21 protein-coding genes and 1 pseudogene are annotated in these 23,120 nt (G+C 58.5%); 10 read left to right on the top strand and 12 right to left on the bottom strand.

Going from position 1 to position 23,120, the window contains the following annotated elements:
- Positions 1–44: 44 nt before the first annotated feature.
- The 4 genes from yajD to sppA form a co-directional block, all read right to left on the bottom strand.
- A complete protein-coding gene (yajD, locus tag OVA10_RS15420; protein ID WP_100780522.1) occupies positions 45–389 on the bottom strand; it encodes an HNH nuclease YajD in 345 nt (114 codons plus the stop codon).
- Between the two features lie 42 nt (positions 390–431).
- Positions 432–1,073 carry a bifunctional nicotinamidase/pyrazinamidase gene (gene pncA / locus OVA10_RS15415; protein ID WP_268196267.1) on the bottom strand — a complete coding sequence of 214 codons (642 nt, stop codon included), beginning with the start codon at positions 1,071–1,073 and terminating at the stop codon, positions 432–434.
- Positions 1,074–1,083: 10 nt separating this feature from the next.
- A complete protein-coding gene (ansA, locus tag OVA10_RS15410) occupies positions 1,084–2,100 on the bottom strand; it encodes an asparaginase (protein WP_100780520.1) in 1,017 nt (338 codons plus the stop codon).
- A gap of 62 nt (positions 2,101–2,162) precedes the next feature.
- Positions 2,163–4,019 carry a signal peptide peptidase SppA gene (sppA, locus tag OVA10_RS15405; RefSeq protein WP_102103485.1) on the bottom strand — a complete coding sequence of 619 codons (1,857 nt, stop codon included), beginning with the start codon at positions 4,017–4,019 and terminating at the stop codon, positions 2,163–2,165.
- A gap of 167 nt (positions 4,020–4,186) precedes the next feature.
- Here sppA and OVA10_RS15400 point away from each other — a divergent pair, with 167 nt between their 5' ends.
- The 3 genes from OVA10_RS15400 to OVA10_RS15390 all read left to right on the top strand — a co-directional run bounded on the left by OVA10_RS15400 (position 4,187) and on the right by OVA10_RS15390 (position 7,809).
- Positions 4,187–4,738 (top strand): NAD(P)H nitroreductase, encoded by a 552-nt coding sequence (locus tag OVA10_RS15400; RefSeq protein ID WP_268196266.1) that lies wholly within the window; start codon positions 4,187–4,189, stop codon positions 4,736–4,738.
- Positions 4,739–4,853: 115 nt separating this feature from the next.
- The gene (gene selD, locus OVA10_RS15395; RefSeq protein WP_100780517.1) at positions 4,854–5,897 is read left to right on the top strand and encodes a selenide, water dikinase SelD; all 1,044 of its coding nucleotides are present in this window, start codon (positions 4,854–4,856) and stop codon (positions 5,895–5,897) included.
- A gap of 4 nt (positions 5,898–5,901) precedes the next feature.
- On the top strand, positions 5,902–7,809 hold the full coding sequence (locus tag OVA10_RS15390; RefSeq protein WP_268196265.1) for a DNA topoisomerase III: 1,908 nt from the start codon (positions 5,902–5,904) through the stop codon (positions 7,807–7,809).
- 84 nt (positions 7,810–7,893) lie between these two features.
- On the opposite strand, the gene gdhA is transcribed toward OVA10_RS15390, so the two are convergent.
- On the bottom strand, positions 7,894–9,237 hold the full coding sequence (gdhA, locus tag OVA10_RS15385; RefSeq protein ID WP_123429072.1) for an NADP-specific glutamate dehydrogenase: 1,344 nt from the start codon (positions 9,235–9,237) through the stop codon (positions 7,894–7,896).
- A 315-nt stretch (positions 9,238–9,552) separates the two neighbouring features.
- On the opposite strand from gdhA, the gene OVA10_RS15380 reads away from it, so the two are divergent.
- Entirely contained in the window at positions 9,553–9,825 is a 273-nt protein-coding gene (locus OVA10_RS15380; protein ID WP_100780514.1) for a YnjH family protein, read from the top strand.
- Here OVA10_RS15380 and OVA10_RS15375 read toward each other — a convergent pair.
- Positions 9,785–10,201 (bottom strand): pyrimidine (deoxy)nucleoside triphosphate diphosphatase, encoded by a 417-nt coding sequence (locus OVA10_RS15375; RefSeq protein ID WP_326493397.1) that lies wholly within the window; start codon positions 10,199–10,201, stop codon positions 9,785–9,787. The genes OVA10_RS15380 and OVA10_RS15375 overlap by 41 nt on opposite strands.
- Before the next feature lie 75 nt (positions 10,202–10,276).
- On the opposite strand from OVA10_RS15375, the gene OVA10_RS15370 reads away from it, so the two are divergent.
- Both OVA10_RS15370 and OVA10_RS15365 read left to right on the top strand, forming a co-directional pair.
- Positions 10,277–10,846 (top strand): carboxymuconolactone decarboxylase family protein, encoded by a 570-nt coding sequence (locus OVA10_RS15370; protein WP_100780513.1) that lies wholly within the window; start codon positions 10,277–10,279, stop codon positions 10,844–10,846.
- Positions 10,839–11,456 (top strand): CDP-alcohol phosphatidyltransferase family protein, encoded by a 618-nt coding sequence (locus OVA10_RS15365; RefSeq protein ID WP_107703807.1) that lies wholly within the window; start codon positions 10,839–10,841, stop codon positions 11,454–11,456. Before OVA10_RS15370 ends, OVA10_RS15365 begins: the two co-directional genes overlap by 8 nt.
- On the opposite strand, the gene OVA10_RS15360 is transcribed toward OVA10_RS15365, so the two are convergent.
- The 6 genes from OVA10_RS15360 to xthA form a co-directional block, all read right to left on the bottom strand.
- Complete coding sequence (locus OVA10_RS15360) at positions 11,453–12,754, bottom strand: sulfurtransferase (RefSeq protein ID WP_268196264.1); 1,302 nt, start codon at positions 12,752–12,754, stop codon at positions 11,453–11,455. The genes OVA10_RS15365 and OVA10_RS15360 overlap by 4 nt on opposite strands.
- A gap of 77 nt (positions 12,755–12,831) precedes the next feature.
- Positions 12,832–13,449, bottom strand: coding sequence for an ATP-binding cassette domain-containing protein (locus OVA10_RS15355; RefSeq protein WP_268196263.1), 618 nt, complete (start codon positions 13,447–13,449; stop codon positions 12,832–12,834).
- The gene (locus tag OVA10_RS15350) at positions 13,449–14,984 is read right to left on the bottom strand and encodes a thiamine ABC transporter permease (RefSeq protein WP_268196262.1); all 1,536 of its coding nucleotides are present in this window, start codon (positions 14,982–14,984) and stop codon (positions 13,449–13,451) included. The genes OVA10_RS15355 and OVA10_RS15350 overlap by 1 nt, the downstream gene beginning before the upstream one ends.
- Positions 14,957–16,120: an ABC transporter substrate-binding protein gene (locus tag OVA10_RS15345; RefSeq protein ID WP_268196901.1), complete on the bottom strand. Its 1,164-nt coding sequence runs from the start codon at positions 16,118–16,120 to the stop codon at positions 14,957–14,959. The genes OVA10_RS15350 and OVA10_RS15345 overlap by 28 nt, the downstream gene beginning before the upstream one ends.
- Positions 16,121–16,141: 21 nt before the next feature.
- Positions 16,142–16,822 (bottom strand): TVP38/TMEM64 family protein, encoded by a 681-nt coding sequence (locus OVA10_RS15340; RefSeq protein ID WP_268196261.1) that lies wholly within the window; start codon positions 16,820–16,822, stop codon positions 16,142–16,144.
- Positions 16,823–16,828: 6 nt separating this feature from the next.
- Positions 16,829–17,635 (bottom strand): exodeoxyribonuclease III, encoded by an 807-nt coding sequence (xthA, locus tag OVA10_RS15335; protein WP_123429066.1) that lies wholly within the window; start codon positions 17,633–17,635, stop codon positions 16,829–16,831.
- 433 nt (positions 17,636–18,068) lie between these two features.
- Between xthA and astC the strand changes: the two genes are divergently transcribed.
- The 4 genes and pseudogenes from astC to astB all read left to right on the top strand — a co-directional run bounded on the left by astC (position 18,069) and on the right by astB (position 23,117).
- Positions 18,069–19,289, top strand: a complete 1,221-nt coding sequence (astC, locus tag OVA10_RS15330; protein ID WP_268196260.1) for a succinylornithine/acetylornithine transaminase — start codon at positions 18,069–18,071, stop codon at positions 19,287–19,289.
- Positions 19,286–20,321, top strand: a pseudogene (gene astA, locus OVA10_RS15325) (arginine N-succinyltransferase). The gene astC and the pseudogene astA overlap by 4 nt, the downstream one beginning before the upstream one ends.
- Positions 20,318–21,805 carry a succinylglutamate-semialdehyde dehydrogenase gene (gene astD / locus OVA10_RS15320; protein WP_268196259.1) on the top strand — a complete coding sequence of 496 codons (1,488 nt, stop codon included), beginning with the start codon at positions 20,318–20,320 and terminating at the stop codon, positions 21,803–21,805. Before astA ends, astD begins: the two are co-directional and overlap by 4 nt.
- On the top strand, positions 21,792–23,117 hold the full coding sequence (gene astB / locus OVA10_RS15315) for an N-succinylarginine dihydrolase (RefSeq protein ID WP_268196258.1): 1,326 nt from the start codon (positions 21,792–21,794) through the stop codon (positions 23,115–23,117). Before astD ends, astB begins: the two co-directional genes overlap by 14 nt.
- The last annotated feature ends 3 nt before the right edge of the window (positions 23,118–23,120 follow it).

The raw sequence follows: 23,120 nt of genomic DNA, 5'->3' as shown, positions 1-23,120 counted from the left end.
AATTTGGCCGGGCAGCATTGTCATACCCGGCCAGGAATGCAGGATTACTTCTTATCAATCATCGCTTTCAGATTGGCAAACGGGTTGTATTTCGCTTCCCCGACGCTCTTCTGCGCATCTTCACCCGCGACGACGGTGGAACCGTAAAGGTCGGCTTCCGTGTATTTGGAATGCTCATGATCGTGGCAGAACAGGCATAACATCTCCCAGTTGCTGCCGTCTTCCGGGTTATTGGAGTGATCGTGATCGATATGGTGAACCGTCAGCTCACGCAGGTTGGAATAGACAAATTCGCGGCTACAGCGACCGCATACCCACGGAAAAAGCTTCAGTGCCTTTTCACGGTAACCGACTTCAAGCCGGGCATAGTTTTTTGGGATAAAAGCCATAAGAGTGGCCCTCCTGAATAAGATAAAAAATGGGAACCGCGCTTACGCCTGCGTCTCTTGCCAGTCGGAAAGGGTGTACAGCGTCGCACCAGCCGTCGACATCTCCATAAACGCCAGCGCGCTATCCTGCGCCTGAATATTCACGCCGCGACAGCCATCGGTGATGACGCTGACGTTATACCCCAGTTTTAGCGCATCGAGGACGGTGAACTTCACACAGTAATCCGTCGCCAGCCCCATCACGATCAGCTCGCCGATCTCATGATGGCGCAGCCACTCATCGAGCGCGGTTTTCTGTCGATGGTCGTTGTCGAAAAAGGCGCTATAACTGTCGATATTCGGATTTTCGCCTTTATGAAACACCGCGTCGATGGCCGCTTGATTTAGCAGCGGATGCAGTTCGGCCCCTTCGGTCTGCTGAATGCAGTGATCGGGCCAAAAGGTTTGCGCCAGACCGTCCAGCTCGCCCTGGGTAAACGGCTCGACATTGTGCTGGCTGGCAAAGCTGCCGTGATCCGCCGGATGCCAGTCCTGGCTTGCCACCACCGCCTCACCGCGCGCTTTACACCACGCAATCAGCGTATTGGCAACATCCACGGTGCTATCACCACCGGCTACCGCCAGCGCGCCACCGGCGCAAAAATCATTTTGCAGATCGACCAGCAGCAGGGCACGTTGCTTCATAACACTCTCCTTATTCGTCCGGCGTCAGTTCGCCGCGCAGGTTTTGCATCATCGCGGTACGCATCGACTGCACGTCCAGATCCTGACTGAGTAAGTAATGAAGTTTAGTCAGGGTGGCCTCGACCGTCATATCGAACCCGCTGATCACCCCGGCATGCGCCAGTGCGTTGCCCGTGGCATATCCCCCCATATTCACTTTGCCGGACATGCACTGGGTGAGGTTAACCACCAGAATGCCGCGATCGCTCGCTTCCTGCAGCTCTTTCAGGAACTCGCCGTTCTGCGGCGCATTGCCCACGCCGTAGGAACGCAGGATCAGCGCTTTCACCGGCTGGCGCAGGAAGTTGCGCACCACGTCGGCAGAAATCCCCGGATAAATCGTCACCACGCCAATCGGCTGTGGGGTGATCGGGTGAACAATCAGCTCGCCCGCGGTGTGCGGTGCCGGTGGTGTGCCCAGACGACGAATATGAATACCCGCCTCCAGCAACGGCTGCAGGTTTGGCGACGCAAAGGCATCAAAACCGTCGGCATGTGCTTTGGTGGTACGGTTCCCGCGATAAAGTCGGTTGTTGAAGAACAGCGACACTTCATTGATCGGGTAATTGGCGGCGACATACAGGGAGTTGAGCAGATTGATCTGCCCGTCGGAGCGCAGCTCCGCCAGCGGGATCTGCGAGCCGGTCACGATCACCGGCTTGCCGAGGTTCTCCAGCATGAAGGAGAGCGCAGAGGCGGTAAACGCCATGGTGTCGGTGCCGTGCAGGATCACAAAGCCATCGTACTCGTCGTAATGGGCTTTGATATCTTCTGCGATATGCTGCCAGTCTTCCGGCGTCATATCTGAGGAGTCCATCAGCGGATCGTACTCGTGAATGGTGAAGTCTGGCATCTCCTGGCGGTGGAACTCAGGCATCAGCGCGAGCTGGCGCTGAAGATGACCGGAGACAGGAATATAGCCATTTTCAGAGCGCTGCATACCGATGGTCCCGCCGGTATACGCCACATAAATCGATTTCTTCTGCATGATAGTGTGTTCTTGTGCTTCAAAGAAAAATCCCCCCTTCGCGAGAAGAGGGGACAGGGTTTTTAGCGAACGTTAGCGCAGGTGAGGCAGAACGCGTAACGGTTTTGCGGATCGTTAAAGGCGGCGAGCTTATCGCTCTCGGCTTTTACAACGCTTGCCGCGCTCGCCACTGGTGCAGGCAGATAGGCCTGAATCGCAGCAGGCAGCATCGCGCGCACCGAGCCGGACATGCTGTTCATCACCATATCCACAAACGTCGGCTCATCCTGATAATACGCAATGTGCCACTGTTTCAGTTTTGCCAGTTCGGCGGCTTTCGCGACGGCGTCATCAAAGTCGCCCAGGCTGTCGACCAGCCCATTGTTCTTCGCATCCTGGCCGGTCCAGACATGGCCCTGCGCGATTTTATCCACCTGCTCCGGCGTGGATTTACGGGAATCCGCCACCAGTGTGATAAAGCGCTTATAACCGTTCTCAATGCTAAGCTGCATCATCTGCGACACTTCCGGTGGCAGGGATTTGGTCACGGCCACATCCGCGAGTGGTGACGTCGCAACGCCATCCGTATGCACACCCAGATAATCAAGGCTGTTTTCAACGGTATTAATGACGCCGAAGATACCGATAGAGCCGGTTAACGTACTCGGGTTCGCCACGATGTAGTTCGCTGGTGTGGAGATCCAGTAACCACCGGATGCCGCCATACCGCCCATCGACACCACCACCGGTTTGCCTGCAGCACGCGCGGCGGCCAGTTCCGCACGGATCACTTCCGAAGCGCTGACGCTGCCGCCAGGGCTGTTGACGCGCAGGACAATGGCTTTCACTTTCGGGTCCAGACGCGCATCGCGGATCTGCGACGCGGTCGTGTCACCGCCCACGTTCCCCGGCGTCTCTTCACCGTCCATGATCGCACCGTTGGCAAAGACCACGGCCACGCTGTCACCCGTCTCGCTCGGTTTTTTCGGCGTGTAATCGTAGAGGCTGATGGCGCTGTAGTTCTTGTCTTCTTTGCTCCAGCCAAACTGTTTGGTCAGCGCTTTTTCGATCTCTGCGCTGGAGCCGAGGGTGTCGACCAGCTTGTTATCGAGCGCGTATTTCGCCGTATCGCCGCCGACTTTAGTCAGGCCATCCAGCATCGCCTGAGCACCCGGGAAGACCTGCTCAGGGGTGATCTGACGGTTCGCGGCGACGGTGGCGAGATAGTTCTGCCACAGCTCGCCGATCCAGCGGCTGTCCGCTTCACGGGCGGCAGGGGACATATCATCGCGAATAAACGGCTCAACCGCCGATTTATAGGTCCCGACGCGGAACACGTGCGTGGTCACTTTCAGCTTATCCAGCAGCGATTTGTAGTACAGCCCGTTGGTGGCAAAACCGTGCAGATCGACGGTGCCCTGCGGGGAGAGCCAAATCTTGTTGGCAAAGCTCGCCAGATAATATTGCCCCTGGCTGTAGCTGTCGCCCACAGCAATCACCGGTTTACCGCTGTCGCGGAATTCACGCAGCGCTTTACCGATGTACTGCATCGACGGCTGATCGCCCCCGGCGAAGTTTTTCAGGTCCAGCACGATGCCGGTAATATTGCGATCGTCTTTCGCCTGACGAATAGCGTCGACGATATCAAACAGGGAGTTTTCCTGCATACGATCGGAGGTGGAGCCAAGCAGCTGGCGGCCAATCACGCCCAGACGATTGCTGGTGGACGGCTTATCGACAATCACACCGGTGATGTCGAGCAGCAGCGCGCCGCGCTCGGAATGCTGCGCCTGGTTACTGCTGCTGATGTGCATCCACAGGCCCACACACACCAGAATCAGGAAGATGAAGAAGATATTCATCACCAGTTCGCGGACAAAATTGAGCAACCGCCACGTCCATTTAAAGAAACCGGCAAAAATTCGCCAAAGGGTTCGCATGTATTCTCCCAAACCAGATAATGACCGTTTCCGTCGCGACTGGACGGCAATGTGGGGTTATCGTAATGACCCAACCGTCACTTGTCAGCAGGAATCGCCCACTGCGCTGTAACAAATTCTGCTGTCGTGTTAATTTTGTGAGCAAATTTGAAGACAGGAGTGAATCAATGGACGCACTTGAACTGCTTGTTAACCGTCGTAGCGCTTCTCGTCTGGCGGAACCTGCGCCTGCGGGCGAACAGCTGGAAAACATTCTGCGCGCCGGTATGCGCGCCCCGGATCACGGTACGCTCTCGCCGTGGCACTTCTTTATTATTGAAGGCGAAGGGCGCGACCGTTTCAGCACCTTGCTTGAGAATGGGGCGATGGCCGCCGAGCAGGATGAAAAAGCGATTGATAAAGCGCGCAATGCGCCGTTTCGCGCGCCGATGATCATCGCGGTGGTGGCGAAATGTCAGCCGGAACATAAAGTGCCGGTCTGGGAGCAGGAGATGTCTGCAGGCTGCGCGGTGATGGCGATGCAAATGGCGGCTGTGGCACAGGGCTTTAACGGCATCTGGCGCACCGGCCCGCTGACCGACAGCCCGGTGGTGCGCGAAGGGCTTTCCTGCGCCGAGCACGATAAAATCGTTGGCTTCCTCTACTTAGGCACGCCGCAGCTGAAAGCCTCGACCACCATTACAGCACCTGACACCGCCCCGTTCGTCACCCGTTTCTGATAATCGCACTAAACTGTCTGGATTATGAGCAAGCGTCGCATAATTCAGACAGTCATACTTACCTCATCACGGAATGAGCGCTACCATAGCGCGATTGCAATGACAGGAGATGTCCATGAGCGAGCAAACCATTCGTTTAACGCAATACAGCCACGGAGCGGGTTGCGGTTGTAAAATTTCCCCTAAAGTGCTGGAAACCATTCTGCACAGCGAACAGGCGAAGTTTGTCGACCCGAACCTGCTTGTCGGCAACGAAACGCGTGACGATGCAGCGGTATACGATTTAGGAAACGGCACCAGCATTATCAGCACCACCGACTTCTTTATGCCGATTGTCGATAACCCGTTTGATTTCGGGCGCATCGCGGCGACCAACGCCATCAGCGACATCTTCGCGATGGGCGGTAAACCGATCATGGCGATTGCTATTCTCGGCTGGCCGATCAACACCCTGGCGCCGGAAATTGCCCGCGACGTCATCGAGGGCGGCCGCTTTGCCTGCCAGCAGGCGGGGATCGCTCTGGCGGGTGGGCACTCCATCGATGCGCCAGAACCGATCTTCGGCCTCGCCGTCACCGGCGTCGTACCGACCGAACGCGTGAAGCGCAACAGCACCGCGCAGGAAGGGTGCAAACTGTTCCTCACTAAGCCGTTGGGCATTGGCGTGCTCACCACCGCTGAGAAAAAATCCCTGCTCAAGCCAGAGCATATCGGTCTTGCCACCGACGTGATGTGTCAGATGAACCTGGCGGGTGCGGCGTTCGCGAATATCGACGGCGTAAAAGCGATGACCGACGTCACCGGTTTTGGCCTGCTCGGCCACCTGAGCGAAGTTTGCCAGGGCGCGGGCGTGCAGGCGCAGCTCTGGTATCAGGACATTCCAAAGCTGCCGGGCGTGGAAGAGTACATCGCACAGGGGGCGGTTCCGGGCGGTACGCAGCGTAACTTTGCCAGCTACGGTCATCTGATGGGCGATATGCCGACGGAGTGGCGCGATCTGCTGTGCGATCCACAAACCTCCGGCGGCCTGCTGCTGGCAGTCACGCCTGAGGCGGAAGCCGAGGTCAAAGCCACCGCCGCAGAGTTTGGCATTACCCTGAGCGCCATCGGCGAGCTGGTCAGCGCGCGCGGCGGCCGTCCGATGATTGAGATCCGTTAATTCGATGCGTTTGTTTATTGCGGAAAAGCCGAGTCTCGCCCGAGCCATTGCCGATGTGCTGCCCAAGCCGCATCGCAAGGGCGACGGCTTTATCGAATGCGGTAACGGGCAGGTGGTCACCTGGTGTATCGGTCACCTGCTGGAACAAGCGCAGCCGGATGTCTACGACAGCCGCTATGCGCGCTGGAATCTCAACGATCTGCCGATCGTGCCGGAGAAGTGGAAACTGCAGCCACGTCCTTCGGTCACCAAACAGCTCAACGTCATCAAACGCTTTCTGCATGACGCACAAGAAGTGGTTCACGCGGGTGACCCGGACAGGGAAGGGCAACTGCTGGTGGACGAAGTGCTCGACTACCTTGAGCTGGCGCCGGAAAAGCGTCAGCAGGTGCAGCGTTGTCTGATTAACGATCTTAACCCGCAGGCGGTGGAGCGCGCCATTACGCGTCTGCGCGCCAACAGCGAGTTCATCCCGCTGTGCGTGTCTGCCCTGGCGCGTGCCCGCGCCGACTGGCTGTATGGCATCAACATGACACGTGCCTACACCATTCTCGGGCGTAACGCCGGGTATCAGGGCGTGCTCTCAGTCGGGCGCGTTCAGACGCCAGTACTGGGCCTGGTGGTGCGTCGCGACGAAGAGATCGAAAACTTCGTCGCCAAAGATTTCTTCGAGGTTAAAGCGCATATCGTCACCCCGAAGGATGAACGTTTTACCGCGACCTGGCAGCCGAGCGACGCCTGTGAATCTTACCAGGACGAAGAGGGGCGGTTGCTGCATCGTCCGCTGGCGGATCACGTGGTCAACCGCATCAGCGGCCAGCCAGCGATGGTCACCAGCTATAACGATAAACGGGAATCAGAACCCGCGCCGCTGCCGTTTTCGCTGTCGTCGTTACAGATTGAAGCGGCTAAACGCTTTGGTATGAGCGCGCAGAACGTGCTCGATATCTGCCAGAAGCTATACGAAACCCACAAGCTGATTACCTATCCGCGTTCAGACAGCCGCTACCTGCCGGAAGAGCATTTTGCCGGGCGACATGCGGTGCTGAATGCCATCGGCGTTCACGCCCCGGACCTGCTCCCGCAGCCCGCCGTGAACCCGGAAACGCGCAACCGCTGCTGGGATGATAAAAAAGTCGACGCGCACCACGCGATTATCCCGACGGCGCGCGCCAGCAACGTCAATCTGAGCGAGAACGAAGCGAAGGTGTATAACCTCGTGGCGCGCCAGTATCTGATGCAATTTTGCCCGGACGCGGTGTTCCGCAAATGCGTGATTGAGCTGGAGATCGCCAAAGGTAAGTTCGTCGCCAAAGCGCGTTTTCTGGCGGAAGCGGGCTGGCGCACACTGCTCGGCAATAAAGAGCGCGATGAAGAGAACGACGGCACGCCGCTGCCCGTGGTCGCAAAAGAAGACGAACTGCTGTGCGAAAAGGGCGAAGTGATTGAGCGACAAACGCAGCCGCCGCGCCACTTTACGGACGCCACGCTGCTCTCTGCCATGACCGGGATTGCCCGCTTTGTGCAGGATAAAGATCTGAAAAAGATCCTGCGTGCTACCGACGGATTAGGCACGGAAGCGACGCGCGCTGGGATTATTGAGCTGCTGTTCAAGCGCGGTTTCCTAGTCAAAAAAGGGCGCTATATCCACTCGACGGATCCGGGCCGGGCGCTGATTCACTCGCTGCCTGAGCTGGCTGCGCGACCGGATATGACGGCGCACTGGGAATCTATCCTGACCCAAATCAGCGAGAAGCAGTGCCGCTATCAGGACTTTATGCAGCCGCTGGTCGGCACGCTGTTTGAGCTGATCAATCAGGCGCGCAATACGCCGGTGAAATCCTTCAGAGGAATGGTGGCGCCAGGCGGTGGGGACGCGAAGAAAAAGTTTAAGAAGAAGAGTGCGGCCTGACGCCCTCTCACAAGGCGCGGGCGAAGATAAAAAAAACGGCAACATTGTTGCCGTTTTGCTTTTATCAACCAGGCCAACAACGGCTTAAATCACCCCTTGGCCGATCATTGCATCGGCGACCTTCACAAACCCGGCGATATTCGCGCCGCGTACATAGTTGGTCTGCTCCGCTTCTCCGCCATACTCCACGCAGGCGTGGTGAATATCCAGCATGATGTGGTGCAGACGGGCGTCCACTTTTTCAGCTTTCCAGCCCATACGCGCGGCGTTCTGCGCCATCTCTAACCCAGACGTCGCCACGCCACCGGCGTTGGCCGCTTTACCTGGCGCAAACAGCACCCCGGCTTCCAGGAACAGATCGGTCGCTTCGATGGTCGTCGGCATATTCGCGCCTTCCGCCACGGCTTTCACGCCGTTTTTGATAAGCGTGCGGGCGGCGTCCACATCCAGTTCGTTCTGCGTGGCGCACGGCAGGGCAATGTCCACCGGCACCGACCACGGCTGCTTGCCTTCCAGATAGGTCAGGCCAAACTCGCGGGCGTAATCGGCGACGCGACCGTCGCGGCTGGCTTTAATTTCGCACAGACGCGCCAGTTTTTCCGCCGTGAAACCGGCCTCATCCACCACCGTGCCGCTTGAGTCCGAGGCTGTCACCACGCGCGCGCCAAACTGCATCGCTTTTTCAATGGCATACTGCGCGACGTTACCGGAGCCGGACACCGCCACGCGCATCCCTTCAAAGCTCAGACCGTGGCGTTTGAGCATCGCTTCAGTGAAGTAAACCAGCCCGTAACCCGTCGCTTCCGGGCGAATCAAACTCCCGCCAAAGGACAGCCCTTTGCCGGTAAACACGCAGGCGCTGTTGTTGGACAGTTTTTTCATCATCCCGGCCATAAAGCCCACTTCGCGCCCGCCCACACCGATATCGCCCGCAGGCACATCCGTATCAGGGCCAAGGTGACGATACAGTTCCGTCATCAGCGCCTGGCAGAAACGCATCACTTCGCCTTCGCTTTTGCCTTTCGGATCAAAATCGCTGCCGCCTTTACCCCCGCCCATCGGCAGGGTGGTAAGGGCGTTTTTGAAGGTCTGCTCAAAGCCAAGGAACTTCAGGATCGACAGGTTCACGGAAGGGTGGAAACGCATTCCGCCTTTGAACGGGCCGATGGCGGAGTTGAACTGTACGCGCCACGCGCGGTTCACCTGCACCTGATTTTTGTCATCCACCCACACCACGCGGAACTGAATCACACGTTCAGGTTCAACCAGACGCTCAAGCAGAGACATCTGACGGTAACGCGGGTTTTCTTCGAGGAATGGCCACAGGGTGGTCATGACTTCACGAACGGCCTGTGCAAACTCGCTCTGATGCGGGTCGCGTTGTTGAACATGGGTAAGAAATGATTCCAGAGAGCGTGTCTGTTCCATAGCGATAAGAGCCTCTTATGACGATTTTTTTAATTTTGTGTGTTGTGTGGGTGATTTGTGGTCGTTTTCGACTATACCACCCGTACCGCTTTGCGTGGCAAGGGAAAATTTACCGGGAAAGTGAAATTAATCAGCGGCCTTGTGTCATAACTAAAAACGATGATGCGCTAAAGATTCAGCGGCAAACAACCGTTATATACAGATCATCCTTCAGGCACCTACACGAGTCAGCCCTGGGTATGCTCCGGTTTGCTGGCCTGATGCAACTTGAATGATTTTGTGTATAGTCATGATCAGCAGATAAAAGGAATCTTTATGAACCGCTACCTAGTAACCGCTCTGTTTGCTCTGTTATCCACAGGGGCCCAGGCTGATCGTATTCGCCCGGACGTGGAGGTCAATGTGCCGCCAGAGGTGTTCAGCTCCGGCGGTCAGCGCGCGCAGCCCTGCAATCAGTGCTGCATCTATCAGGATCAAAACTATTCGGAAGGTGCGGTGGTGAAGGCCGACGGCGTGCTGCTGCAGTGTCAGCGCGATGAAAAAACCATCAGCACGAACCCGCTGGTGTGGCGGCGCGTAAAAGGATAAAGGCTTCCAGCAGGGGAATATCGGCGGGCGCTAACTCATAGGCGAACGCCTCCTGCGGCGTACACCACACCAGCCGGCTGTGATAGTGCGCGACCACGTCGCCGCTAAAGGACGGAACGTACCACGCGTGCAGATGAATCAGCCGCCCGGACACTTCGCGTTGGTGGCTGGCGACATACTGCACAGGGAGTGCCTCAATCCCCAGCTCTTCGCGCAGCTCGCGGATCAGCGCCTCGGGCTGCGTCTCACCGGCTTCGACTTTACCTCCGGCGAACTCCCACATTCCCGCTTGATCGGCCTGCGTGGGGCGTTGCGCGAGAAGAATTTTGCCATCCTTTTCAAGGATAGCGGCAACAACATCGAGAGTTTTCAGCATGGTCGTCAATAATTACAGTTGAAAAACGACATATTATCGTCGCCTTTCAAAGAGTCCAGCCATCAGGAGAGTCCGGTGAAAGAAACATCCGCCTGGGTCCAGCCCGTAGAATCCCTTCCCGCCAGTCTGAAACCCATCGCCGCCATGCAGAAAAAACACTTTGGCGTGGTGCTCAATCCCACGCGCTGGTGGGGAAGAATGCCGCGTCTTTTCTGGCTGGTGGCGCTGTTTGTCGGTTTTCTGGAGAGAAAAAAAGCGCGCCTGAACCCGGCCCTGCGCGCGCTGCTGATGACCCGCATTTCGCAGCTTTGCCACTGCGCATTTTGTATCGACGCTAACAGCCTGCGCCTCGCCGAGCGCTGCGGCGCGCTGGATAAAGTCCAGGCGGTCAGCGAGTGGCGTACATCCGCGTTATTCACGGCAGAAGAGCGTGCCGCGCTGGACTATGCCGAGGCGACGACGGCCACGCCGCCGCAGGTGACGGAAGCGATCAAATCCGAACTAAAGCGCTTTTACAACGACGAAACCATTACCGAAATGACGGCCCTGATTGCGTTTCAGAATCTCTCGGCGCGTTTTAACGCTGCGCTGGAGATCCCGTCACAAGGGCTTTGTGACGCCTTCAAAGGTCAGCCTCATGCTTGACAGACATCTGCATCCGCGCGTTAAACCTGCGCTCAACCGCCTGGTGGCGGTCATCGATAAGCCATTCATCACGCCGGATGGCGTGACGCTTGCGGGCTTTGCCCTCGGCGTACTGGCATTGCCGTTTCTGGCGCTCGGCTGGTACCCGGCGGCGCTGGTCGCGATTGTGCTGAACCGCCTGTTTGACGGGCTGGACGGCGCACTGGCGCGGCGTCGCGGCCTGACGGACGCGGGCGGTTTTCTCGATATCGCCCTCGATTTTCTGTTCTATGCCCTGGTCCCTTTTGGCTTTGCGCTGGCGGCACCGATGGAAAACGCGCTCGCCGCCGCCTGGCTGCTGTTTGCGTTTATCGGTACCGGGAGCAGTTTTCTGGCGTTTGCGGCGCTGGCGGCGAAACACAATATCGACAACCCAGGCTATGCGCACAAGTCGTTTTATTACATCGGGGGATTAACGGAGGGGACGGAGACCATCGCGCTGTTTGTGCTCTGCTGCCTGTTCCCGGCGCACTTTGCGCTGTTCGCCTGGATCTTTGGCGCGTTGTGCTGGCTCACCACCACAACGCGCATCTGGAGCGGGTATCAGACGCTGAAAACCCTGAAATCTTAAAGCGTGCTTTCCGGTGTCAGCGGACCCGTGGTGATCGGATTTTGTGGATGGCTGCTCCACTCGTACCAGCCGCCGTCGTAAACCGAGACGTTTTTCCAGCCCATGGCGCGGGCGTACATAAAGGTTTCTGACGCGCGCCAGCCGGTACCGCAGTAGAAGGCGACGTGCTGATCCGGGAGGATGTTCCAGGCTTTCCACATCGCAGCGATATCATCGGCGCTGCGCATGGTGCCGTCCGGGTTGTGGAAATCTTCCATATGCGTCGCATCGCTGCCCGCATGGCCCCAGCGCGCGCCTGCGATTTCACCTTTTGGCTTGATGTAGCTGTAGCCGCTGGTTTCGCCGATAAACTCCGGCCAGGAACGAATACTCACCAGCGAGGCATCCTGGCGATGCAACATTCCGCGCGCCTGTTCCATATCCACCATCAGCTGCGGCTGCCCTGGGATCGGTGCGCCGAAATCATTCGCTGGCGTCTCTTTCACAGGCAATCCGCGCTCGACCGGCAGACCGGCGTCGGACCAGGTTTTCCAGCCGCCATCCAGCAGACGCACATCTTTCACACCTGCGTAGAGCATGATCTGCGCGACGCGCGCCGCCGCATAGACGTCGCGACCGTAGAGGATCACGGTGGTGTCGTGGCGAATGCCCTGTTTTGCCAGCAGCGCTTTCAGTTTGTCGTCGGAGACTTTATTCCACAGCGGCTCGCTTTCGACGTCGTTGGTATCGATATAACCCGCACCCGGAATGTGATTCAACAGATAAAATTTCGGTGCGCCCCAGGCGGCTTCGATAATTTTATAATTGCCCGCAGGCGCCGCTGCGACCTTTTTGCCCTGCATCAGCTGGTGCAGCCATTCGGGATAGACCAGTTGCTCGAAATGAGGAAGACGTTGCAGACGATCGGCACTTTGCAGCGCATCGCCAAGCACTGAAATGTGTGAATAACCGGCTTTGGCAAGGCGCGCTTTCACGGCCTGGTTGTCGGTATCGCTGCCGTACAGGGCGATAGCGGTTGTCGGGGTGAGGTTATGCTGTTTTGCCCAGTCGCTGAGCTGCTCATCGCTCATCACCTTCAGCCAGCTGGCTGACAGATTCAGTGCGGCGGGCTCATGCCCGGAGGTGCCAGACAGGGTTTGCGGCCAGCCGTTAAAAAATGCGCTGGCGCGGGTATCGATCACCGCGCCGTGCTGCTGTTGCAGCTGTGCCAGCGTCAGAGAAGAGGCCATATTAGCGGCAAAAGGAGAAACACTGGCAAGACAGAGCGCTAGCGCGGTCAGTTGAGAAACACGTTTCATCGAAAAACCTGACATCATATAAAAGGTGCGTCATTTTCGTCTCCCCTTAACCAGAATTCTTTGCGTTAGCACAGGGTTTACTGCCAGTCGGACAGCTGAATCACGCGTCCGCCCGCCGGAATGTCCTCTTCATCGTGCGTGACCAGCACTACCGGAATATTCAGGGCACGAACCTCAGCGAATACCCCCTCCCGAAACGTCACGCGCAGGGATTTATCCAGACGACTAAAAGGCTCATCCAGCAATAGCGCGCGCGGCTGCGCCAGCAGGGCACGCAGCAAACTGACGCGACTGCGTTCACCGCCCGACAGCGTGGCCGGATCGCTGGCATAAAACCCGGCCAGACCGGCGCTGGCAAGTGCCTGTTCAACCCGCTCACGGCGTGCCGTGCGGATATGCGCGGGAAGCGCCAGCATCAGGTTCTGTCCGACGCTAAAGTGATCGAACAAGAGCACGTCCTGGAACAAAATGCCGATCCCGCGTTTTTCAACCGGGCGAATATCGAGCCGCTGATCGTCAAGCCACAGCTCGCCATGAGCGTGAAAATCGGTGGAGAGGGCGCCCACCAGCCAGGCAAAAAGGGTCGATTTTCCGCTGCCGGAGGGGCCCATCAGCGTCAGAATTTCCCCGCGCTCAACGCTGAAACTGACATTGCGCAGCAGCGGTTCGAGGGTGAGATTTTTGACCGTCAACATTACCGTAACCCCTGTCGATAGTAGCCAGCGAGCCGCGATAAACCGGCCGCCAGCCCAAACGCGGCGGCGGTAAGCGCCAGAAGCCATAAGGCCTGGCTCGCCAGAATAGCGCTGCTGCCGCCGCTGCTAAGGGCCACCGCTTCGGTGGTCAGCGTGGCAAATCGTCCAGCGCCGAGCCACAGCGTCGGCAAATACTGCGCCATGCTCACTGAAAACCCGGTGGCAAAAGCAATCAGGATCGGGCGCACCAGCAGCGGGCATTTGATTTTAAAAAACAGCTGACTGCGCGACAGCTCGAGGGTTTTAGCGATCAGGATCAGGCGCGGATCGAGCCTGCGCCAGGCCGGCTGCAGCACCAGCAGCGTCCAGGGCACTACCCACAGCAGATGCCCCCACAGCACCGCCAGAAAGCCGCCGTCAACGCCCAGCGCGAGCGCCAGACGGTATTGCCCGGCGACGAGGGGCAGGGCGGGCAATGCCAGCGGCAGCCACAGCCAGACCGCTCCGTGCGACGGACCCCACTCCAGCCAGAGCAAAATAATCGCCAGTGCAATCAGGGCGGAAAACAGAGCAAACGAGAGGCTGGCGTGAAACGGCGCGAGATCAAATTCACGGTACTGCGCCAGCAGGAGCAGCGCTCCGGCACACAGCAGCCCGCTGAGTGGCAGCAGCCAGCCAAGCGCCATTCCCGTGACGGGCGGACCGGCGTTGTGGCGGTGACCGGACGTGGCGGGCAACGTGCGTCGCCAGGCTTTCCAGAGCGCAGACCCCACCGCGGCAAACAGCGTCAGCAGGAGCAGTAAAACCAGACACAACAGCGTGCCTTTGATTTGCTGCTCCGCATCGCCCTGGCTCAGCCACTGCCAGGCCAGCACCGCCAGTGTCGGCGGATTGCCCGGCCCGAGAATGATGGCGATATCTACCACCGACAGGGACCAGGCTACCACCGCCAGCATCACGGCGCCGAGCGCCGGAGCAATGGTCGGCAGAACCAGCCAGAACAGCCCCTGAATGCGGGAATAACCGAGGCTTTGCAGCACCACCATTTTCTGCGCCAGGATCTTTTCCGGCAGCACTGCATAAATCGCCCACAGCACGAAGGCACTCTCTTTCACCGCCATTGTCGCACCAAGGCCTATTCCATAGGGATCAAACACTGGCGAACAGGCGCTACAAAGCTGATAAACGGCACCGCCTTCGGCAAAGAGCAGCAGCACGCTGGTGGCGAAGGCGACATGCGGCACGGCGAGTAACCATGGCAGGCGGCCATTCATCTGCTGCCAGCGCTTGCCGGGCCAGAGCGCAGACAGGATACAGAGCGCAATAAAAAGCGAACCGAGGGTGGCGAGGGTCGTTGAAACCAGGGTGGCGATCAGCGCCTGCGGCAGCTGCGGATCGCGAAACAGGGATTGCCACCCGGCGGCAGAAAATGCAGGGGACAGGAGCATGGCGGTGGCGGGAAACAGCGGCGCGTAAATGGCCGCCATTGCCAGCCACACCAGCCAGCCTAGCGGGTGCCGTAGCGACGCAGCCATTCCTGCTCCAGAGCATTCACCCACGCCGCGTGCGGCTCAGGCAGCATGGCGGGTAAACCGACCGGGATAAACTGGCGCAGGGCGTGAGCCTGATCAGCGGGCAGTTTTTGCGGGTCCAGCACGCTCGGATCGCCCCAGATTTTCGGGTCGGCTTTGCGACGTTGCGCGGGTGGTGACAGCAGGAAATTCGCCACCACTTTTGCTCCGGCGCTGGCGCTGCTGTTGGCCGGAATCGCCACGAAATGAACATTGCCAATCATTCCGCTGGCAAAGCCGAAGCTTATGCTGTCAGCAGGTAACTCGCCGCTGGCCACCTTCTGCCGGGCATGCGCCGGGTTAAAGGTCAGGGAGAGATTCAGATTGCCGCTGGCGAGTAGAGCATCCATTCGTGCCGGTGACGGCGGGAAATCTTTGCCTTCGCGCCAAAGCAGGGGATGAAGCTGGTCGAGATAGCGCCATAGAGGGGCGGTTACCGCGTCAAATGTTTGGGGATCGGGCGCGGTTTTTAGCGCATCAGGTGTTGCCGTCAGGTTCAGTAACAGCTGTTCCAGAAACGCGGTGCCAGTAAAATCGGGCGGGCGTGGATAGGTCACTTTACCGGGATGCTGTTTCGCGTATCCGAGCAGGGCGGAAGGATCGCGCAGTGGCTCAGGCAACAAAGTCTGTCGCGAGATAAACGTCAGTTGCGCCGCGCCCCACGGGGATTCGGCGCCGTCGGTGGCGATGGCAAAATCCTCAGTCACCGGTTTGGTGGTATCGACATACCGCCAGTTGGGGAGCATTTGCGCCCAGCCGCTTTGCAGCAGATTCGCCTGTTTCAGCGTGCGGAAGTTCTCGCCGTTGACCCACAGTAAATCGACCGAACCTTGGGTGGTCCGCCCGGCGCGGGATTCCGTCTGGATACGTTTGACCGCATCGGCGGCATCCGCCAGATGCACAATGTTGAGGGTTATGGCGTAGTGAGTTTTCATCTCATCGCTTACCCAGTCGAGATATCGATTCACCGCCGGATCGCCACCCCAGGCGTTAAACCAGACGGTCTGCCCTTTGGCTTCCTGTTGAACGGTTTGCCAGTCGCTGGCGGCGAGCGCCGGGGTTGCCAGCAGCAGCCCGGTCAGAAACACGCAATAACGCACACGGCGCATAATGCCTCCCTGTTAATGAGATGAAGGGGTGAAGCGAGAAAACAGCCAGCGAGCGATCAGCGGCAATAACCCTAACAGTGTAAAGGCGATCAGCACTCCCGGCGACAGAATATCGCGCAGAGAGGTCAGTTGCCCCAGTTCGCGCCCGGCGTTGAGGAAAACCACCGTCGCGGGCAGCATCGCCAGCTGGCTAACCCACCAGTAACGCGCCACGCCGAGAGAGGTCAGCCCGCAGAGCAGATTGACCAGAAAAAAAGGGAACACCGGCATCAGGCGCAGGGCAAAAAGATAAAACGCGCCATCGCGTTTCACCCCTTCATTCACCGTCTGCATCGGTTTCGCAAAGCGGCGTTGCACCCAGTCGCGCAGCACATAGCGGCTGGCGAGCATTGCCAGTGTCGCCCCCAGCGTCGAGGCAAAAGAGACCAGCATCATCCCCTCCCAGAAGCTGAATAATGCGCCACCAAGCAGCGTTAACAGCGCCGCACCAGGAATCGAAAAGGCGGAAATCAGCACATACAGGGCGAAATAGAGCGCGGCACTTTGCACCGGGGCGCGGTCGACGTTATCCAGCAGCATCAGCCGATGGGCGCGGATCGCATCCAGGGAGAGAAAGCCCGGCGGCAGTTGCGTGATGAGCAAAGCAAATGCGCCCAACAGGGCGCACAGGAAGAGGATTTTTGACGCTTTCACCGGCACTTACAGCTTGAATTTCGCCCAGACCGGCGCGTGATCGGACGGTTTTTCCATGCTGCGAATATCGTAGTCGATCCCGGTTTCGATGCAGCGCTCGGCCAGAGGCTGGCTTGCCAGCAGCAGGTCGATGCGCAGGCCACGGTTATCGTCGAAGCCTTTTGAGCGGTAATCAAACCATGAGAAGCGATCCTGTGTCTCCGGGTTGGCGGTGCGGAAGGTATCGACCAGGCCCCAACTCATCAGGCGATCCATCCACTCGCGCTCTTCCGGCAGGAAGGAGCATTTACCGGTGCGCAGCCAGCGCTTGCGGTTATCTTCGCCAATGCCAATATCCAGGTCCGTCGGGCTGATATTCACGTCGCCCATAATCAATACCGGATTCTCTTTGTTCAGCTCGGTGTTCAGGTAATCCTGCAGATCCTGATAGAACTTCGCTTTTGCCGGGAATTTGGTCGGGTGGTCGCGGCTTTCGCCCTGCGGGAAGTAGCCATTGATAACGGTGATATTACCCAGCGGAGATGGGATCTCGGCCATGATAATGCGGCGCTGTGCTTCACCGTCATCGCCAGGGAAGCCGCGGCGGACCGAGACAGGCGTCTCTTTGGTTAACAGCGCCACGCCGTAATGGCCTTTCTGACCGTGATAAAAGACGTTGTAACCCAGCTTCGCAACGTCTTCCAGCGGGAACATATCGTCGTGAACTTTTGTCTCCTGCAGGCCGATCACGTCAGGTTGATGTTGTTCAACAATGGCTTCCAGTTGGTGAGGGCGGGCGCGCAGGCCGTTGATATTAAAAGAGACAAATTTCATAGTCGCTGCCAGTGCAAGGTGGATAGTGCATGGATGGTAGCAGAATTTGCGCCGCCTGTTACCGGGTTAGACCAATAACTGCAACAGATCCTGCCGACGGTGCAATTTTTGCACCATTTCGACGCGCCTTGCCCTCAAAAGGGGCGTAAACGGTCAATAAATTTCGCGAGCGATCACAATTCCAGAATTATATTTTGCTTGTGAATAATATTTCTCGTTTTCGTCCCGCGAACCGCCGCTTATCGTAAAAATATTCACTTAATATGCATTAACAGTGAATAACTCCATATCCTAACTCATTGATATTCTGTCCCGGCAATCCGTTTATGCATTTTTATCGCTGGCTGGCACGAACTCTGCAATCTACATTCACAGTGCAAACACTCAAATATTTAACATTTAAACAACTTATTATTTACCGGATGAGGTCGCTATGTCTCTGTCAATTACGCGTGAAAATTTTGATGAATGGATGATGCCGGTTTACGCTCCGGCGGCTTTTATTCCGGTACGCGGGGAAGGCTCACGCCTGTGGGATCAGCAGGGTAAAGAGTACATTGATTTTGCAGGCGGTATTGCCGTGAACGCGCTAGGGCACGCACACCCGGCGCTGCGCCAGACCCTCAACGATCAGGCGGCGAAGTTCTGGCATACCGGTAACGGCTACACCAACGAGCCTGCGCTGCGTCTGGCGAAAAAGCTGATCGACGCGACCTTTGCCGAGAAAATTTTCTTCTGTAACTCCGGTGCTGAGGCCAACGAAGCGGCCCTGAAGCTGGCGCGCAAATATGCCCACGACCATTTCGGCGCGCAGAAAAGCGGGATCGTGGCGTTCAAAAATGCCTTCCATGGGCGCACGCTGTTTACCGTCAGCGCCGGTGGGCAGCCCGCTTACTCCCAGGATTTTGCCCCGTTACCGCCGGACATTCGCCATGCGGTGTTTAACGATCTGCAGTCTGCCAAAGCGCTGATTAATGACGACACCTGTGCGGTGATCGTCGAGCCGATGCAGGGCGAGGGCGGTGTGGTTCCGGCAGATAAAGCATTCCTGCAGGGGCTTCGCGAGCTGTGCGACCAGCACAACGCGCTGCTGATTTTTGATGAAGTGCAAACGGGCGTTGGCCGTACGGGCGAGCTTTACGCCTACATGCACTACGGCGTCACGCCGGATGTGCTGTCGACGGCGAAAGCGCTGGGCGGCGGCTTCCCGATTGGTGCGCTGCTCACCACCGATAAATGTGCCAGCGTGATGGTCGTCGGCACCCACGGCACCACTTACGGCGGTAACCCGCTGGCATCCGCAGTGGCGGGCCAGGTGCTGGATATCATCAATACGCCAGCGGTGTTAAACGGCGTGAAGCAGCGTCACGACTGGTTTGTTGAGCGCCTGAATGCCATCAACAGCAAGGTCGGCATGTTCAAAGAAATTCGTGGGCTGGGGCTGTTAATTGGCTGCGAACTGACCGCTGAATTTGCCGGAAAAGCTAAACTTATTTCACAGGAAGCAGCAAAAGCGGGTGTGATGGTGCTGATTGCAGGCGCGAACGTGGTGCGTTTTGCCCCGGCGCTGATCGTCAGTGAAGAAGAGATCACCACCGGTCTGGATCGCTTTGCGCTGGCCTGTGAACAGGTGAAATCCGGGGTGTCATCATGATGGTCATCCGTCCCGTTGAGCGCGGCGATCTCGCCGGACTTATGCAGCTTGCCGGTAAGACGGGAGGCGGGCTGACCTCGCTTCCTGCCGACGAAAAAACGCTGTCGGCGCGCATCGAGCGCGCCATCCATACCTGGCAAGGGACGGTGCCGAAAAGCGAACAGGGATACGTCTTTGTTCTGGAAGAGACGGATACAGGAACCGTGGCCGGGATTTGCGCCATTGAAGTGGCGGTCGGCCTGAATGAACCCTGGTACAACTACCGCGTGGGGACGCTGGTTCACGCGTCGAAAGAGCTGAACATTTATAACGCGCTGCCGACGCTTTCACTGAGCAACGATCACACCGGCAGCAGCGAACTCTGCACCCTGTTTCTCGATCCGGCCTGGCGCAAAGAGGGCAATGGTTATCTGCTCTCTAAATCGCGCTTTATGTTTATGGCTGCCTTCCGCGACCGCTTTAATGAAAAAGTGGTGGCGGAGATGCGCGGCGTGATCGACGAAACCGGCTACTCCCCGTTCTGGGAAAGCCTCGGCGAGCGCTTCTTCTCGATGGAGTTCAGCCGCGCGGACTATCTGTGCGGCATCGGGCAGAAGGCGTTTATCGCCGAGCTGATGCCGAAACATCCGATCTACACCCATTTCCTCACCCCCCGAAGCGCAGGCCGTGATTGGCGAAGTCCATCCGCAGACGGCACCCGCGCGCGCGGTGCTGGAGAAAGAGGGTTTCCGCTATCGGAACTATGTCGATATTTTTGACGGTGGCCCGACGCTGGAGTGCGATATCGATCGCGTGCGCGCCATCCGTAAAAGCCGTCTGGTGACGGTCGCCGAAGGGCAGCCAGCGCCAGGTGAATTACCAGCCTGCCTGGTGGCGAATGAACAATACGACCATTTTCGCGCCATGCTGGTGCACGCGAATCCAAAATGTGAACGACTGGTGCTGACCGCAGCCCAGCTGGATGCCCTGAAATGTAGCGCAGGCGACACAGTGCGCCTGGTGCGACTCTGCCCCGAGGAGAAAACAGCATGAGTTTATGGATTAATGGCGACTGGGTGACGGGTGAAGGCGAACGCCGCGTGAAAACCAACCCGGTGGGTAAAGAGGCGCTGTGGACGGGTGGAGATGCCAGCGCCGCGCAGGTGGAACAGGCCTGCAAAGCCGCACGCGCTGCGTTCCCGGCGTGGGCCAAACAGCCGTTTAGCCTGCGTCAGGCGGTTGTTGAGAAATTCGCGTCACTGCTGGAGACCAATAAAGTCGAACTGACCAGCATTATCGCCCGTGAAACCGGCAAACCGCGCTGGGAAGCGGCGACGGAAATCACGGCGATGATCAACAAAATCGCGATTTCGGTGAAGGCGTATCATACCCGCACCGGCGAGCAGCATACGGAGATGGCCGACGGTGCGGCCACTCTGCGCCACCGCCCGCACGGCGTGCTGGCAGTCTTCGGCCCCTATAATTTCCCCGGCCATCTGCCGAATGGCCACATTGTGCCTGCGCTGCTGGCGGGAAACGCCGTGATCTTCAAACCGAGCGAGCTGACGCCCTGGAGTGGCGAAGCGGTGGTCAAACTGTGGGAACAGGCGGGTCTGCCGCCGGGCGTGCTGAACCTGGTGCAGGGCGGGCGTGAAACCGGTCAGGCGCTGAGCGCGCTGAGCGATATCGACGGGCTGCTGTTTACCGGCAGCGCGGGGACCGGCTATCAGCTGCATCGCCAGCTGGCGGGCCAGCCGGAAAAAATTCTGGCACTGGAAATGGGCGGCAATAATCCGCTGATCGTTGAAGATCCTGATGATATCGACGCCGCCGTGCATCTGGCTATCCAGTCGGCGTTTGTCACCGCCGGGCAGCGCTGCACCTGTGCGCGCCGTCTGCTGGTTAAACGCGGCGCGCAGGGCGATGCGTTTCTGGCGCGCTTAGTGGAAGTGAGCGCGCGGCTAAAACCTGATGCGTGGGACGCCGAGCCGCAACCGTTTATCGGCGGCCTGATCTCCGTACAGGCGGCGCAGAACGTGGTCAATGCCTGGCGCGATCACGTGGCGCGCGGCGGGAAAAGCCTGCTCGAGCCAAAGCTTATCCAGCCAGGCACGTCGCTACTGACGCCGGGGATTGTGGAAATGAGCGCGGCGAGCGATGTGCCGGATGAAGAGACCTTTGGGCCGCTGCTGTGCGTCTGGCGCTATGACGATTTCGACAGCGCGATTGCGCTTGCGAACAATACGCGCTATGGCCTGTCGAGCGGCCTGATTTCACCGGATCGCGAGAAATTCGACACGCTGCTGATTGAAGCGCGCGCCGGAATTGTGAACTGGAATAAACCCCTGACCGGTGCGGCGAGCACTGCGCCGTTTGGCGGCGTGGGCGCCTCCGGCAACCATCGCGCCAGCGCCTGGTATGCGGCAGATTACTGCGCGTGGCCGATGGCGAGCCTCGAAACTCCCGCGCTGACTCTGCCAGAAACCCTCAATCCGGGGCTTGATTTTAGTAAAGGGGATGGCCATGAAAGCGCGTGAGGTCAACTTTGATGGGCTGGTGGGGCTGACCCACCACTATGCCGGGCTGTCGTTTGGTAACGAAGCCTCGACGAAACACCGCTTCCAGGTGTCGAACCCAAAGCTTGCGGCGAAGCAGGGGCTGCAAAAGATGAAAGCCCTGGCCGATGCCGGTTTCCCGCAGGCGGTGATCCCGCCGCAGGAGCGCCCGAACGTCGAGGTCCTGCGCCAGCTTGGGTTTAGCGGCAGCGATGAACAGGTGGTGGAAAAAGCCGGTACTCAGGTGCCGCATCTGCTCTCGGCGGCCAGCTCGGCGTCGTCGATGTGGGTCGCTAACGCGGCCACCGTCGCACCCTCGGCGGATACCCTGGATGGCAAAGTGCATCTCACCGTCGCCAACCTCAATAACAAATTCCATCGCGCGACGGAGGCGGTGACCACCGAGCGCGTGCTGCGCGCCATTTTCAGCGATGCGGAACGTTTTAGCGTCCACGAGGCACTGCCGCAGGTCGCCATGTTTGGCGATGAAGGGGCGGCCAACCATAACCGTCTGGGCGGCGATTATGGCGATCCGGCAACGCAGCTGTTTATCTATGGCCGCGACGAGAGCGGTCACCATGCCCCCGTGCGCTATCCGGCGCGGCAGACGCTGGCGGCAAGCCAGGCGGTGGCACGGCTCAATCAGGTGAATCCGGGCCAGGTGGTGTTTGCCCAGCAGAATCCTCAGGTGATCGATCAGGGTGTGTTCCACAATGACGTGATCGCCGTGTCGAACCGTCAGGTGCTGTTCTGTCATGAACAGGCGTTTGCTCAGCAGGATAAATTGCTGGCAAATCTTGCGGAGCGCGTTCCGGGCTTTACGCCGATTCAGGTTCCGACGCACGCCGTGAGCGTGCAGGATGCGGTGGAAACCTATCTCTTTAACAGCCAGCTGTTGAGCCGTGAGGATGGCAGCATGATGCTGGTGCTGCCGCAAGAGTCGCACAACCATCAGGTTGTATGGCGCTATTTGAGCGAGCTGGTGAAGGCTGATAATCCCATCAGCGAGCTGAAGGTTTTCGATCTGCGTGAAAGTATGGCCAACGGCGGAGGGCCAGCCTGTTTGCGTCTGCGCGTCGTCCTGACACAGGCAGAGATGCAGGCAGTAAACCCCGCAGTAATGATGAATGACGCGCTGTTTAACACGCTGAACAACTGGGTGGACCGCTATTACCGCGACCAGCTGACGCAGGCGGATCTGGTTGATCCGCAGCTGCTGCGCGAAGGGCGCGAGGCGCTGGACGCCCTGACCACGATCCTGCAGCTCGGTTCGGTTTATCCGTTCCAGCGCTAAGGA

Origin of the sequence: Lelliottia sp. SL45 (assembly GCF_026672535.1) — a bacterium.
GTDB classification, from domain to species: domain Bacteria; phylum Pseudomonadota; class Gammaproteobacteria; order Enterobacterales; family Enterobacteriaceae; genus Enterobacter; species Enterobacter nimipressuralis.
This window is presented reverse-complemented; position numbering and strand designations above follow the sequence as displayed.

Bases quoted from the DNA above. Each gene is read 5' to 3' on its own strand.
- yajD (WP_100780522.1), bottom strand. From the start codon at position 389: ATGGCTTTTATCCCAAAAAACTATGCCCGGCTTGAAGTCGGTTACCGT.
- pncA (WP_268196267.1), bottom strand. From the start codon at position 1,073: ATGAAGCAACGTGCCCTGCTGCTGGTCGATCTGCAAAATGATTTTTGC.
- ansA (WP_100780520.1), bottom strand. From the start codon at position 2,100: ATGCAGAAGAAATCGATTTATGTGGCGTATACCGGCGGGACCATCGGT.
- sppA (WP_102103485.1), bottom strand. From the start codon at position 4,019: ATGCGAACCCTTTGGCGAATTTTTGCCGGTTTCTTTAAATGGACGTGG.
- OVA10_RS15400 (WP_268196266.1), top strand. From the start codon at position 4,187: ATGGACGCACTTGAACTGCTTGTTAACCGTCGTAGCGCTTCTCGTCTG.
- selD (WP_100780517.1), top strand. From the start codon at position 4,854: ATGAGCGAGCAAACCATTCGTTTAACGCAATACAGCCACGGAGCGGGT.
- OVA10_RS15390 (WP_268196265.1), top strand. From the start codon at position 5,902: ATGCGTTTGTTTATTGCGGAAAAGCCGAGTCTCGCCCGAGCCATTGCC.
- gdhA (WP_123429072.1), bottom strand. From the start codon at position 9,237: ATGGAACAGACACGCTCTCTGGAATCATTTCTTACCCATGTTCAACAA.
- OVA10_RS15380 (WP_100780514.1), top strand. From the start codon at position 9,553: ATGAACCGCTACCTAGTAACCGCTCTGTTTGCTCTGTTATCCACAGGG.
- OVA10_RS15375 (WP_326493397.1), bottom strand. From the start codon at position 10,201: ATGCTGAAAACTCTCGATGTTGTTGCCGCTATCCTTGAAAAGGATGGC.
- OVA10_RS15365 (WP_107703807.1), top strand. From the start codon at position 10,839: ATGCTTGACAGACATCTGCATCCGCGCGTTAAACCTGCGCTCAACCGC.
- OVA10_RS15360 (WP_268196264.1), bottom strand. From the start codon at position 12,754: ATGAAACGTGTTTCTCAACTGACCGCGCTAGCGCTCTGTCTTGCCAGT.
- OVA10_RS15355 (WP_268196263.1), bottom strand. From the start codon at position 13,449: ATGTTGACGGTCAAAAATCTCACCCTCGAACCGCTGCTGCGCAATGTC.
- OVA10_RS15350 (WP_268196262.1), bottom strand. From the start codon at position 14,984: ATGGCTGCGTCGCTACGGCACCCGCTAGGCTGGCTGGTGTGGCTGGCA.
- xthA (WP_123429066.1), bottom strand. From the start codon at position 17,635: ATGAAATTTGTCTCTTTTAATATCAACGGCCTGCGCGCCCGCCCTCAC.
- astC (WP_268196260.1), top strand. From the start codon at position 18,069: ATGTCTCTGTCAATTACGCGTGAAAATTTTGATGAATGGATGATGCCG.
- astD (WP_268196259.1), top strand. From the start codon at position 20,318: ATGAGTTTATGGATTAATGGCGACTGGGTGACGGGTGAAGGCGAACGC.
- astB (WP_268196258.1), top strand. From the start codon at position 21,792: ATGAAAGCGCGTGAGGTCAACTTTGATGGGCTGGTGGGGCTGACCCAC.